Source organism: Pontibacillus litoralis JSM 072002 (assembly GCF_000775615.1).
In the GTDB taxonomy this organism is placed as follows: Bacteria; Bacillota; Bacilli; order Bacillales; family BH030062; genus Pontibacillus; species Pontibacillus litoralis.
Map to the genome: position 1 here is coordinate 194,975 of NZ_AVPG01000002.1, position 12,755 is coordinate 207,729.

15 protein-coding genes are annotated in these 12,755 nt (G+C 38.4%); 5 read left to right on the forward strand and 10 right to left on the reverse strand.

Annotation, left to right across the window (positions count from 1 at the left end):
* Positions 1-5: 5 nt before the first annotated feature.
* The 3 genes from bshC to N784_RS03285 form a co-directional block, all read right to left on the reverse strand.
* On the reverse strand, positions 6-1,655 hold the full coding sequence (gene bshC, locus N784_RS03275) for a bacillithiol biosynthesis cysteine-adding enzyme BshC (protein ID WP_084600106.1): 1,650 nt from the start codon (positions 1,653-1,655) through the stop codon (positions 6-8).
* 80 nt (positions 1,656-1,735) lie between these two features.
* Positions 1,736-2,119: a DUF3397 domain-containing protein gene (locus N784_RS03280; protein ID WP_036832182.1), complete on the reverse strand. Its 384-nt coding sequence runs from the start codon at positions 2,117-2,119 to the stop codon at positions 1,736-1,738.
* Positions 2,112-2,999 (reverse strand): 2-dehydropantoate 2-reductase, encoded by an 888-nt coding sequence (locus N784_RS03285; RefSeq protein ID WP_232305964.1) that lies wholly within the window; start codon positions 2,997-2,999, stop codon positions 2,112-2,114. Before N784_RS03285 ends, N784_RS03280 begins: the two co-directional genes overlap by 8 nt.
* A 261-nt stretch (positions 3,000-3,260) precedes the next feature.
* On the opposite strand from N784_RS03285, the gene N784_RS03290 reads away from it, so the two are divergent.
* Positions 3,261-3,800, forward strand: a complete 540-nt coding sequence (locus N784_RS03290; protein WP_084600111.1) for an N-acetyltransferase — start codon at positions 3,261-3,263, stop codon at positions 3,798-3,800.
* Between the two features lie 10 nt (positions 3,801-3,810).
* Here N784_RS03290 and N784_RS03295 read toward each other — a convergent pair whose 3' ends face one another.
* The 4 genes from N784_RS03295 to N784_RS03310 form a co-directional block, all read right to left on the reverse strand.
* Positions 3,811-4,293 (reverse strand): RsfA family transcriptional regulator, encoded by a 483-nt coding sequence (locus N784_RS03295; protein ID WP_036832187.1) that lies wholly within the window; start codon positions 4,291-4,293, stop codon positions 3,811-3,813.
* Between the two features lie 185 nt (positions 4,294-4,478).
* Positions 4,479-5,243 carry an enoyl-CoA hydratase/isomerase family protein gene (locus N784_RS03300; RefSeq protein ID WP_036832190.1) on the reverse strand — a complete coding sequence of 255 codons (765 nt, stop codon included), beginning with the start codon at positions 5,241-5,243 and terminating at the stop codon, positions 4,479-4,481.
* Between the two features lie 114 nt (positions 5,244-5,357).
* A complete protein-coding gene (gene rpmF, locus N784_RS03305) occupies positions 5,358-5,531 on the reverse strand; it encodes a 50S ribosomal protein L32 (protein WP_036832193.1) in 174 nt (57 codons plus the stop codon).
* A 48-nt stretch (positions 5,532-5,579) separates the two neighbouring features.
* On the reverse strand, positions 5,580-6,098 hold the full coding sequence (locus N784_RS03310) for a YceD family protein (RefSeq protein ID WP_036832196.1): 519 nt from the start codon (positions 6,096-6,098) through the stop codon (positions 5,580-5,582).
* A 256-nt stretch (positions 6,099-6,354) separates the two neighbouring features.
* On the opposite strand from N784_RS03310, the gene ucpA reads away from it, so the two are divergent.
* From ucpA to N784_RS03325, 3 genes are all read left to right on the forward strand, one after another.
* A complete protein-coding gene (gene ucpA, locus N784_RS03315; RefSeq protein ID WP_036832199.1) occupies positions 6,355-7,146 on the forward strand; it encodes an SDR family oxidoreductase UcpA in 792 nt (263 codons plus the stop codon).
* A gap of 92 nt (positions 7,147-7,238) precedes the next feature.
* The gene (locus N784_RS03320; RefSeq protein WP_036832201.1) at positions 7,239-8,453 is read left to right on the forward strand and encodes a nucleotidyltransferase; all 1,215 of its coding nucleotides are present in this window, start codon (positions 7,239-7,241) and stop codon (positions 8,451-8,453) included.
* Between the two features lie 81 nt (positions 8,454-8,534).
* Positions 8,535-8,924, forward strand: a complete 390-nt coding sequence (locus N784_RS03325; protein ID WP_036832205.1) for a hypothetical protein — start codon at positions 8,535-8,537, stop codon at positions 8,922-8,924.
* Positions 8,925-9,014: 90 nt separating this feature from the next.
* Here N784_RS03325 and N784_RS03330 read toward each other — a convergent pair whose 3' ends face one another.
* Entirely contained in the window at positions 9,015-10,034 is a 1,020-nt protein-coding gene (locus N784_RS03330) for a SepM family pheromone-processing serine protease (RefSeq protein ID WP_036832208.1), read from the reverse strand.
* Positions 10,021-10,818: a patatin-like phospholipase family protein gene (locus N784_RS03335; protein WP_036832211.1), complete on the reverse strand. Its 798-nt coding sequence runs from the start codon at positions 10,816-10,818 to the stop codon at positions 10,021-10,023. The genes N784_RS03330 and N784_RS03335 overlap by 14 nt, the downstream gene beginning before the upstream one ends.
* Before the next feature lie 166 nt (positions 10,819-10,984).
* On the opposite strand from N784_RS03335, the gene ylbJ reads away from it, so the two are divergent.
* Positions 10,985-12,196, forward strand: a complete 1,212-nt coding sequence (ylbJ, locus tag N784_RS03340) for a sporulation integral membrane protein YlbJ (RefSeq protein ID WP_036832213.1) — start codon at positions 10,985-10,987, stop codon at positions 12,194-12,196.
* A gap of 63 nt (positions 12,197-12,259) precedes the next feature.
* Here ylbJ and coaD read toward each other — a convergent pair whose 3' ends face one another.
* On the reverse strand, positions 12,260-12,751 hold the full coding sequence (gene coaD / locus N784_RS03345) for a pantetheine-phosphate adenylyltransferase (RefSeq protein WP_036832215.1): 492 nt from the start codon (positions 12,749-12,751) through the stop codon (positions 12,260-12,262).
* Positions 12,752-12,755: the final 4 nt, after the last annotated feature.

Here is a 12,755-nt window from a genome sequence, read left to right on the forward strand (position 1 = left end):
TCTATTTATAGATAGACGACGTAATGGGAATCATGCACATCAAATGATTGTTCACACAGTCGATTGGGTAACTCTAACCCGTATTCGTTCATCCATGGGAGTATATTCCACATTCTTTCTTGTAGCCCGTCTTCCGGATTGACTATAACATCTAATGTATCAAACATCTCCAATTCCGAACGATATTTTTCTTGTAATGCACTTTCCATACGTTCTTGCAAAAATTCTACATCTCGAAATAAATGAAATAAATTCTTTTCTGCTAATTGACCTAAATCTGCTTGTATTTCCTTCGCCTTTTCCTTTAATGGTCTGTGGGCTCTTTCAATTGCCTTTTTCACTTCATCAGAAAGCTGTTCAATTGGCGGATAACTTTGCATAGCAATCCATTGATTTTTTTGCTCTGCGACACCGAATGAAATAGCCTTTTCTACATCAATCATATGACGATTTAAGCACTTTTCGCTTTTTCGATCTAATAACGTAATCGACTTTCGAGGGACAACTGGAGGCATTTGTACACCTACACTTTCAAAAGCCGGCTTTAACACAGACCAATACGCTATTTCTCCAGGGCCGCCAACGAACGCTAATGTAGGTAATAGCAAATCTTGCATTAATGGGCGCGTAACGACGTTGTTACTTAATTTACTCGGTTCGTGCTCGGCTATATCAAGCATCTCCTCTAGGGTAAAGGAGCATTCGCCATTTTTCCCTTCCCACAATCCATCTTGATTGCGAACCAATAATATACGGTCACCATTATGATGGTAAAATAAATGCCCATCTTGTATATCCACATCAAGATTGATGACATATCCTTGCCGGCTAGATTCGTTTAACGCTTCCGCGACACCCTTACTTATTTCGGATTGGTGATGAATCATTTGTTTGAAGTAATCCGATTCCATCGTTCGCAATTGCGGATGATGGGCATCAAGCAACACTAATCCTTTTTCTGCAAACAAAGCCGTTGTTAGTTTAGCAAAGAAATCCACGAATGAATTAGATTGATCTAGCTTTTCCTTAATGAACTGATATACTTCAGTCGTATAACTCGTTTCTTTCATTTGTGCAAAAAGACGATCCAACCAAGTGATTACATGATCATAATCCATTTCAACTTCAGATATAGAAGCTTTCGTTAGTTGCTTCTGCATGATTCGAAACTTTTTCATGCGGGGAGATTGCGGCATGTACACATGATTAATCTCCTCATAATCATGGTCTTCCCCAGCAATCCAAAAAATCGGTATTACAGGAACACCTAATGCAGCTTCCTGCTCTCGTGCCATAACAAGAATCGAAACAATTTTATGAATCGTATATAAAGGCCCCGTCAAAAGGCCAGCCTGTTGACCGCCAACTACAACAACGCTATTAGGTTGCTTCAATCGTTCAATATTAGCTAACGTATCATCAGAAGCTCCCCACTGCTCGTTAACGAAGCGTAAATGTTCGGCTAATCGTTCTCGTTGATACGACCTTTCATTTATCTCTTCGCATCGCTGTTGATAATCAGATGATTCAAACGGATTGTAATGAAATTTATCAAGAACTTCATGCGCTTGTTGTCGATATTGCTTCATGAGCTCACTTTGTTTCTGTAATTGTATAGGTTGAATCCACATCGGGTAACCTTCTCCTTTATTCATTTTATCTATGTATCCATTTACGTATTGTATCGAAAAGCACTAGATATTTCATCTTAAAAGGCTTATCCTATCTGTGTTTATTATAATGCTAAGACTCTAACCGTTAATCCATAGAGTGTTAACAATACATAAGCGAAGCTGAATAATAGAAAGGTGAATCGCCAAAAGCCTTTCCACGCCCTTCTAATTTTAACTTCTTCTCTATACTTCCATTGTAAATAGACGAATAAACTTAATAAACATAACAACAATAAGAGGATATATAACAGAAATGATTGCTCAAAAATGGTTTGCAGTGTAAAGTGAACAGCCAATATGTAAAAAAGGGTCGTCGTGTTCACTGTAACGTGTAACGAACGTTTCTTGTTGTTCGTTATTTTTCTTGTCAACCAATAAACGATTACGGTCATTGGTATAGGTAAAGTAATACAAATAGCGATCAAGTACACCACTATACTACTCATTCACTTCCCCCTTTCTTATTCCCTCTATTGCTCGTACACTTTTATACATACATGTCGTATAAGGAATTGATTCCGAGCTATGTTTCAATAAATAACCACTAATTGCTTCAATTTCAGTTTTATTTCCTTCTTTGATATCTTTCATCATCGAAGATTCATTAGCTTCTGTTTGCTTGGCTATATGTTGTACTTCTTCCCACATCACATTTACTGGCAACGACACAACCGAACAAGCCTCTTCACATAGCAAATAGGCAAGGCTGTTTAAATGTTCATTTTGAAGGATTCCTCCATTTTTCACTTGAAAAAGGGCTGTAATGGGATTGATTACCGCATTTATGACTAATTTACGCGCTAACATATCATACCAGTTCTCCTCTAGACGAACCGGAAATTCTACATAATGAAGAGCGTCCTTTATCTCCTTTGCGGAATGAACATCACTCGTCACAGGAGATATCCGAATTATACCACGCCCAGTATGACCGATTAAAGTATCCGAATGTTTCATTGCCCCATGCTCAACAACCCCGACAATAATAGGGTTCTTTAATTTAGAGAAATGATTTACGTGCTCCATTCCATTTTGCAAAAAAAGAAGAGGAGAAATAAACGGTGTTTGAGACAATTGATGAACGATTTGTTCTATTGCGTGCTGCTTTGTACAAATCACGTATACCTCTTCAGGTTTCAGATTTGTGCTTCTATGAACTGTTGGATACAATCTTGTTTGCTCTTCCCTCATTTGCATACCGTGTTGACGAAGTTCCTTACATTGTTCTTCCCTTCTAACGTACATCGTGATGTTATGCCCTTGTTTACCAAAATACCAAGCGCATAGCATTCCTACTGCTCCGCCACCGATGATTCCTATGTTCATCTTCGTCACCCTTTTACTCCTTAGACTTTCGTATATTGTATCAAAAATCCGAAACGGAGGGAGCAACCAGTACTTCGTCACTATTCATGTATTAAATCAATCTCAACATGCAAACTCAGCGGGCATGGTCCTCCCACCTCATCCTATTATATAAAATTCACAAAATTACACAGACATCTAACAAAATTCATTTCATTCTGAAAATTTTTCTATTATAATAGTAATTAGATAGAGAATAGTAAGGGGGCAGAAGCTATGATGATGGATACTATGAAAGTAGAACGTCTAACAGTCAACTTCAAAACGTTGGAAGAATTTAAACAGTTTAAACATTATGGTAATCAAGAATTGTCCATGCTAGAAGACTTAGAAAGTAATATGGTGGAGAACAACATACTATCTCCTTTTTTCGGCATTTATTTTGGAAGCGCTTTAGTGGGCAGAATGAGCTTGTATAAAGTCGATAAACAATACGATCACTACTTCGATCCACCACAACAATATTTAGAACTTTGGAAGTTAGAAGTTTTGCCTGATTATCGTGGTAACGGATACGGGACGAGATTGGTTGATTTCGCTAAAAGTTTTAACTTACCCATTAAAACGAGTCCATTAATTAACTCTCAAGGCTTTTGGGAAAAGATGGGCTTCGAAAAAGCAAATTACGATATGCAACGTGATTTAGGTACGAACCCATTAGTTTGGACTCCAGATGGGGTACATCAAAAGCCAACAAAACCGAACATACCTCAAAACATTCAACTAACGGAAACCACAATAGAACAAAAACAAGAAGGCTGATCGCTTTTGATCAGCCTTCTTGTTTTTGTTCTGAATAAACCCATTCCCATACTTTCCCTATTTCTTCCCAAGCATCTTTGTATCTTTGAATTTGCTTTTTTAATGCATCGTTTTCAGATTGTAATTGGTGCAATGTTTCTTCCTGTAATTTCGGAAGATTAACGGTATAAGATTGCTTCATCTTCTCTAAGAAGGAAATAGCGTCATCAATGGAAAAGCTCTCTTCCACATGGTTTTCTTTTATATCTTCTTCACCAAATTGACGGACACCTTTTTTTCTTTCTGACTTTGCCAGAACAACCTCTTGTTGGTGTTGCCTCCTTACCGTTGCATTCCATCGAAATCCACATGCAGCTGATGTTCTTGATAACTTCTTAGCAACTTCCTCAAATGCTTCTAACTGTGTTCTCCCCATTCGAATATAACGTAACACTGTTTGCGCAAGTAGAACATCTTCATCGTCCGTCCAAGCATCTTGCCTAGTGGCGTTCATCCTATCCCTCCCTATTACACATTTAATAAAAATGTATGCACATAGTAGGAGAGATAGACTATTTCCTCACGCTTTTTTCTAATGTAAGTTAAGAAATGAGAATGAGATAACTAATAGAACCTATCGTGCATTCAAAAGGTAGGCCACGCGAAACGAGTAAGCTTTTCTTACAGGTCTATGGTCTATTATTCTTTAGTGAGAAAAGCTTTCACAACTTGTTTATGCTTATCATTTCCCCATAAAGTTGAGCAACGTCTCACCTCTTCATCCATCTCAACAGAAAGTGAAACAGGAAACTCATATCGAATATATTGTTGTTTAAATTCTCTTGCCTGCTCGACAGATTTACCTAGAAACGGCTTTAATATCTTCTCTAGTTCTTCTTGATAAGAAGTATGCTCATACACGCCTTGTAACCACCCTAACCGTAAGCTCTCGGATGCACTATATGCCTTTGCTTCTATAAGCATTTGATACGCGATTAAAGTAGGAAAACGATGATATAACAAAGCACCGCCACCCCATCCTGGCATAATGCCTAGATGCGATTGAATAAAACCAAATGACGCTTCTTGCTGGCCGTATCGAAAGTCACAAGCTGTCGCTAACTCACTACCACCACCTACTGCATGCCCATTCAGCATCGCAATGGTCGGTACAGGAAAACGTGCAAGTTCGTACAACACTTCTTTCATTTGATACAACGCTTTAAACGCTTCACTTTCTGATAAATCCGGACGAAAATCTCGCAAATCACCACCTGCACAAAACGCTTTCTGACCACGTCCAGTTACAACTAAGCATCGCAAATCCATTTCCTTTGCTTGCTTTAAAGCTTCTGTTAGTTCCTCTATCATTTGAAAGGACACAGCATTACGACACTCTGGCCTGGATAATATAAGCTCTCCGTAGCCCTCCTCATGTATATGTAACTTAATAGTCTGGAACATGTACATTCTCCTTTACAATATGTGTTATTGATTTATTATATCACGCAACGAAAGTGGACAATGACATTCAGACAAAAAAAAGAACGCCCCTTATGGACGCTCTTCTTTTTGATATTATTGTTCAACCACTTGTTTTCCATTGTACTGTCCGCAAGAATTGCAAACATGGTGTGGCTTAGTGTATTCACCGCAGTTTTGGCACTCTACCATGCCTGGTACGTGTAACTTCTTGTGAGTACGACGTTGGTTTTTCACCTTTTTAGACGTTCTTCTCTTTGGTACTGCCATGTCTTACACCCCCTTCATACACGATCCAGACTCTATGTGATGGATCTCTTACTCGTTGTTATTGTTTAAATAGTTTTGAAGCTTTGCAAAACGAGGATCTATCTTATCTTCTTTTTTCACTTCAGATATAAACTGCCATCCTTCACCTTCCATAGGCGCTTGATCCAGCACTTGTTCATCATCAGAGAAAACTTGCAAAGGGACTTCCAATATTACATTTTCCTTTATATAAGGCGTTAAGTCAAGAACTTCTCCATGAATTTTATGAATCTCATCTTCTCCTTCTTCATGATAAGGAGAAAGAGAGAACATTTCCATCGTTTGAAAGGAAAACGGATGCGAAACATCAGCTAGTGTACGTGCACAGGGAAGCACCATCGTACCAGTCACAGTAAAATCAAATTGGAGCTCTTCTCCATGATTTACCGCTTTCCCTTTCACATGTACAGGAGCTATCGAACGGATATCATTGTTCATTTGTTCTAATTCCGACACATCCACATCACCTTCAAATGGAAACGGTTTTTGATCAGAAGCGGCCTTCAATCTTTGTAAAGGAAATTTCATAAAATCACCTCAAGGCAACAAAAGTTATTGTAAAAGGAAAAAAACAATTTGTCAATATTTTTTCTTTACAGTATAACTACTATACCGCATTCATAAACATGTTTCAATTCTACATTTCATTATAAAGAAGCATTTTTTATTATAATGAATTTCTTTCAATTATGAAAATTGTATGAACAATTGCTCGAAGGAGCGTCATGTCATGTAAACCTGTTATAATAAAAGAGAATCCATAATATTGAAGGGAGCGATAGAAATGGGGAAAATGAATAATAAAGTTGCCATTATTACTGGCGCAGCAATGGGAAATGGAAAAGGGATTGCAGAAGTGCTCGCTAAACATGGTGCTATTACGATCCTCGCTGATATTTCCACCGAAGTTCATGAAGCAGCTAAACAATTAACCAATCAAGGGTATGAAGCAATGGCAGTGGAAATGGATGTTAGCAACAAAGAAAGCGTTGACAAAGCGGTGCAGCAAGTAATCGATAAATATCAACGCGTGGACGCCCTAATCAATAACGCTGGTGTAGTACGGCTAGCCAACTTTTTAGATATGGATGAAGAAACGAGAGACTTTCAATTTAATGTGAATATTAACGGGGTATGGAACGTAACAAAAGCTGTGCTCCCATACATGAAGGAAAAACAAAAAGGCAGAATTGTAAACTTATCTTCTGTTACAGGAACAATGGTGGCTGATGAAGGAGAAACGGCTTATGCAACGACGAAGGCAGCCATTCTCGGTTTCACAAAAGCCTTAGCAAGAGAAACCGCACATTACAACGTAACAGTTAACGCTATTTTACCAGGATATATTCAAACACCTATGGCTGATCAAATCGCCAAAGAATCCAACCCAGATGATCCAAATGCAGTCATTGCAGGTATTGCTAGCGGTGTTCCTCTTGGGCGCCTTGGAAAGATTACTGAAATTGGTGAAGTTGCAGCCTTCCTAGCTTCTGATGAATCTAGCTACATAACAGGAACGCAACTTGTACTTGATGGAGGAAGCACTCTCCCAGAAACTGTTTCCGTAGGAGTATAATGCGAAGACGACGTCCACAACTTGTTGTGAAGGCGTCGTTTTTTATATAATAAAGAATCATAATGAAAAATCTACAAGGAGGTGGCATTCATATGAAAGCTAGTGGATTAATTGTAGAATATAACCCTTTTCATCACGGTCATCTGCATCATTACCAACGAGCAAAAGCAATTAGTGAAGCGCCATGTATGGTGGCTATTATGAGCGGGAACTTTTTACAACGCGGAGAACCAGCGATTGTAGATAAGTGGCATCGAACGAAAATGGCATTGCAATCTGGCATTGACCTTGTATTAGAACTTCCTTTTGTCTTCGCTGTGCAGCATAGTGACTATTTCGCGAAAGGAGCCGTTCTAACACTCGCAGCTATTGGCGTACAATCCATATGCTTTGGTAGTGAACACGGTGATATACAGCCTTTTTACGCAGTGTACGACACAATTCAAGAAAGGCAAGCTGACTACCATCAATTCGTAAAAGAAGCATTGCAACTTGGACACTCTTACCCTCAAGCCAATCGTCTAGCATACGAACGACTTGGTATAAAAGATGCTAATTTTGATTTATCGAAACCAAACAATATACTTGGATATAGTTACGTGAAAACGATTCATGATTATAAGGTGGACATCAAACCATGTACCATTAAACGAAAACACGCCAATTACCACGATTCACACATTGATCATCACATCGCTAGTGCAACAAGCATCCGTAACTCTATTTTCTCTAACGGAGCCATCCTCGAGGAGGCGAAAAGCGCTTTACCTAAATGTTCTGTGCAACTTCTTAATCGATACAAACAAGAAGCGGGCATGTGGCATGAATGGGACAGTTACTTTCCATACTTACAATATCGCATAAGTACAATGTCTAAACAGGAGCTTAAACACATACAAGGGATGGAAGAAGGCTTAGAGAACAAGTTAAAACAAACAATCCTAAAAGCACAAACCTTTACACAATGGATGAATATAGTGAAATCAAAACGATATACGTGGACAAGATTACAACGTATTATGGTAAATATCTTAACCAATACTACGAAAGAAGAATTAAAGATGATTAAAGAAATAGATAAAATTCCATACGTTCGTGTTTTAGGGATGACGCCTACCGGAAAGAACTATTTACATCAAATAAAAAAACAGATGGATGTTCCTTTAATCACGCAAATTCACAAACATTCCCATCCCTATTTAACGATAGAAGAAAGGGTGATGGACAGTTATTACGCCATCATTCCACCTAACAAGAAACAATCCATACGTAAAAAGGAATTTCAACCCCCGTTGATGACGCATTGATCAAAATATGAAACTTTTCCTCTTGTGCATCCGTCTATGATGTAGGATAGCGAATCAATTGTATTTAGGGGGAAACATAAAGTGAAAAAAATACTCCGATGGTTTTTGATTTTTGCTTTTGTTTTTTCATTAGTCATTGGAGCCTTTGCCGTCAAATTTTCTGATACATTGTTTCAGGAAGGAAATCCATTACCCATTATAAAAGGTATTATTCAGCTTCAATTGGAAGATGTCACCTATGTTCCAATCAATAAAGAGAATACTCGTTTTATAGCCGTTCACAAAGCAGATAGTGAAACAGAGGAAGAGGATTCCTTTCCAGAGGCCATACTATATATGGGAAACAAAGGTTGGGCTTTCGATAAACAAAAAGGCAACGAACTACATTTCACAAAGGAAAACAAAACCACTATTGTAAAAACTGTCATGTATACATCGGATTACTATATATTTGATGTTGCACCTGAATAAGTTACATCAAAAAAAGTTAATATCCCTCATTGTCTTTAAAAGAACGAAAACCTGCGTATAAACTAACGTGTTTGTACGCAGGTTTTCATTTTAATTTGATTCAAGTTGCTCTAAATACGTCACCGCCTCTTCAAATGTATCTACAGGAACAATTTTCATGTCAGTCTCAATGTCTTTCGCGGTTTGTTCAGCAATATTATAGTTTGAACCTTGCTTCCCGCCTTCATTTGGTGCAAAGAATATATCAGCGCCTTCTTTATCAGCAGCTACCACTTTTTGATCAATTCCTCCGATTGGGCCAACGTTACCTTCATAAGAAATCTCACCTGTTCCAGCTATTTCTTTCCCTTTTGTTAAATCTTCTTCTGTTAACTGGTCATATATTTCAAGAGAAAACATTAATCCCGCACTAGGTCCACCTATTTCGCCACTAGTAAATTCTATTCCTGGATCTACATCTACGTTTCGATCTGTCACTAATGTAATACCAATTATGGCCCTATTTTCGTTTGGATGCTTCACCATTTGAACGGATTCCGTTTTAGTCTCGTCTTTACGTTCAAAGGTTATTTCTACTGCATCCCCTACTTTTTTTCCTTCTACATAATTTAGTAGGTCTTCTGATTTCTTAATAGGCTGGTCATCTACTTGAATAATACGGTCTCCGACTTTTAATACGTCGTTAGCTGGAGCGCTATCCTCTACACTCATGACATAGACACCGTCATAAGTTATTGTAATGTCTTTATTAGCAGCTTCGTAAGCAACTACTTTTGACTTTTCTTGAGAAGATTCCATCATTTGCAGCTGCATATGCATATATTCGTTATCACTTATACTTTCTGGAATAACATCTTTCTTTGGGTATATGGTTTGGTAGGGCATCAGCTTTGCTACAGCATATTGTACAATTGACGCTTGCCCCCCTCTAATTGTAACTAAATGCATATCCCCTTCACTTTCATACCCATTGTCCACTTGTACTATCGGATTTAATGCATCGGCTGATCCAGGTTTATAAATATAATACGGTAAACGATAAAAGGATAGAAAAAAGACAAGTAATGCCACAACTATCCCAAAAATAAGGTAACGTTTATTCTGATTCATGGTTTGACTCCTTCCAATTGGCTATACAGTTTTTCAATGTTGCGATGTGTAATGCGGCTTCTTTTTCACCTTCTTTTATGATGGCTTCAATGCCGGTATATGCTCTTGAACTAAATTGTGCTACATTAGGACGCATCACGACGTGGGCATCAAGTGGAATGCGGTTCATAAATTCATCCTGCATAATATCTAAGCTTTGCATAATGACATCAAATATAGAAGCGATGTCATCATTTGCATGAAAATGAGCGCAATCTACTGCAATAATGATATCGGCTCCCATTTGTTTTACTGTGGAAATTGGCAGTCGATCTACTACGCCTCCATCAATGAGCAACCGTTTCCCTACTTTTTCGGGAACGAATATACCTGGTATGGATATGCTTGCACGAACGGCTTCTGCAACATTTCCTTGTGTAAACACGACCTTCTCTCCATTATATATGTCTGTTGCAATTACAGAAAGGGGTATATCTAATGCTTCAAGTGGTTTATTAAATGTAAACATACGAATCAACTCTTTTATACGCTTCCCTTGAATAAAACCCATTTTAGGAACGGTAATATCGGTGTAATATTTTCGTTTAAATGTACGAGCTAGTCGATACATCGTTTCCATCTCTTGTCCTGCACAATAAAAAGCTCCAACTAACGCTCCCATACTCGTTCCTGCTACCATATCTATTGGTATATTTTCTTGTTGTAATACGTTTAATACGCCTAAATGGGCAAAACCTCTCGCCCCACCTGAACCAAGTGCAATGCCAATTTTGGGCCTAGTCAAGAAAATACCCCCTCTCTTGTACGATTTGTATTATTTTATGGCATAATCACCCTTCACATGAGCGTATAGTGGTAAAGAACGCTTGTACTTCTTAATCTTTTACATACAAATTCAAACCGCCACGCGGTACGTACAAGTAGTCGATTGTTCATAGGGGGCAAAACCGATGAAATCACAAATAAAATCATTTATGCTCGCCTGTTCCGCTTTCTTTGTAGCTATCGCCCTCATCCGTTTTCCTGCTCAATCTTATGAAGCATCTATTCGCGGACTAGAAATGTGGTGGGAAATTGTATTCCCATCTTTACTACCGTTTTTTGTAACGGCTGAATTGTTAATCGGTTTTGGCGTCGTCCGATTCATCGGGATTTTATGTGAGCCTATTATGAGACCCGTCTTTAAAGTGCCAGGAGCAGGTAGCTTCGTTTGGGCAATGGGAATGGCTAGTGGATATCCTTCTGGCGCTAAGCTTACTGCAAGACTAAGGCAGGAAGGCCAATTAACAAAAATAGAAGCGGAACGGCTCGTCTCTTTTACGAATGCTTCTAACCCATTATTCATCTTTGCCGCTATTTCTGTTGGTTTTTTTAATGATCCAAAACTCGGCATATTAATAGCTGTAAGCCATTATGTTGGTAATACTCTTGTCGGTATATGTATGCGATTTTATGGCAAGGACGAGGAGAGAAAGCAGGAGCGTTTTCAGCCTGTCTTTTCTGTTAAGCGAGCAATGCAAGCGTTACATACTACTCGAGTCGAGGATGGCAGACCGTTCGGAAAATTATTTGGTGATGCAGTACTTTCTTCTATTCAGACGCTTTTAATTATTGGTGGATTTATTATTTTGTTTTCTGTTCTTAATCAGCTATTATATTTAGTTAATGTCACCCCATTGATTGGGAGTGGTATTGCTATCTTTTTTCAGTTGTTAGGTGTAACTCCTGACCTTACTATCCCGTTTATATCAGGCTTGTTTGAGATTACATTAGGTGCTCAACTCACTTCAGAAGTAGATACGTATTTATTGCAACAAGCTATGTGCGTTAGCTTTATATTAGCTTTCAATGGTTTTTCAGTTCAGGCACAAGTTGCAAGCATACTAGCAGAAACAGATATTCCATTTACCCCATATTTTATTGCTCGGCTACTACACGGCGTATTTGCCGTAGTATTAACTTATATGCTTTACACACCATTATACGTGAATAACACAGCTGAACAAACCGCTATTCCCGCTTTCCTTCAAAAGGGGGATTTATGGAATGATGCATTGCTACACATGACACGTATCGGCCCACCATTGACTTTAATCACCTTATTGATTGGTATCTTTCTTCTATGGGCGCAAGTGAAACGTCGCCCTTCGAAAAGAAAGTAAGCAGGGGCTCTATGCATTAACCATCTTCTAAATAAAAAAAGAAAAGCCCGCTTGATCAAAAAATCAACGGGCCATATTTGCGTATTTTTCTTTTAAGGCGCTATCAACGATTTTAGGAACTAACTCCGATACATCACCATGAAACCTAGCGACTTCCTTCACAGTACTTGAACTTAAAAAAGAATATTGATTGTTTGTCATGACGAAGAACGTTTCAATATCTTCATTAAGTTTACGGTTCATAGAGGTGATTTGCATTTCATACTCAAAATCACTTACTGCCCGTAATCCGCGAACAATCGCATTAGCTCCTTTCTCTTCTGCATAGTTCATTAACAAGCCACTACTTGAATCAATCGAAACGTTACTATACTGCTCTGTTGCTTGTTGTAGCAATGCTTTTCTTTCTTCTACTGTAAATAACGAGTTTTTAGCACTATTGTTAAAAACGGTAACGACGACGTGATCAAACACCTTCGCCGCCCGTTCAATAATATCCAAATGACCATACGTAACAGGGTCAAAACTACCAGGACAAATTGCTAATGTAGCCACCAAA

Bases quoted from the DNA above. Each gene is read 5' to 3' on its own strand.
- bshC (WP_084600106.1), bottom strand. From the start codon at position 1,655: ATGAATAAAGGAGAAGGTTACCCGATGTGGATTCAACCTATACAATTA.
- N784_RS03280 (WP_036832182.1), bottom strand. From the start codon at position 2,119: ATGAGTAGTATAGTGGTGTACTTGATCGCTATTTGTATTACTTTACCT.
- N784_RS03285 (WP_232305964.1), bottom strand. From the start codon at position 2,999: ATGAACATAGGAATCATCGGTGGCGGAGCAGTAGGAATGCTATGCGCT.
- N784_RS03290 (WP_084600111.1), top strand. From the start codon at position 3,261: ATGGATACTATGAAAGTAGAACGTCTAACAGTCAACTTCAAAACGTTG.
- N784_RS03295 (WP_036832187.1), bottom strand. From the start codon at position 4,293: ATGAACGCCACTAGGCAAGATGCTTGGACGGACGATGAAGATGTTCTA.
- N784_RS03300 (WP_036832190.1), bottom strand. From the start codon at position 5,243: ATGTTCCAGACTATTAAGTTACATATACATGAGGAGGGCTACGGAGAG.
- rpmF (WP_036832193.1), bottom strand. From the start codon at position 5,531: ATGGCAGTACCAAAGAGAAGAACGTCTAAAAAGGTGAAAAACCAACGT.
- N784_RS03310 (WP_036832196.1), bottom strand. From the start codon at position 6,098: ATGAAATTTCCTTTACAAAGATTGAAGGCCGCTTCTGATCAAAAACCG.
- ucpA (WP_036832199.1), top strand. From the start codon at position 6,355: ATGGGGAAAATGAATAATAAAGTTGCCATTATTACTGGCGCAGCAATG.
- N784_RS03320 (WP_036832201.1), top strand. From the start codon at position 7,239: ATGAAAGCTAGTGGATTAATTGTAGAATATAACCCTTTTCATCACGGT.
- N784_RS03330 (WP_036832208.1), bottom strand. From the start codon at position 10,034: ATGAATCAGAATAAACGTTACCTTATTTTTGGGATAGTTGTGGCATTA.
- ylbJ (WP_036832213.1), top strand. From the start codon at position 10,985: ATGAAATCACAAATAAAATCATTTATGCTCGCCTGTTCCGCTTTCTTT.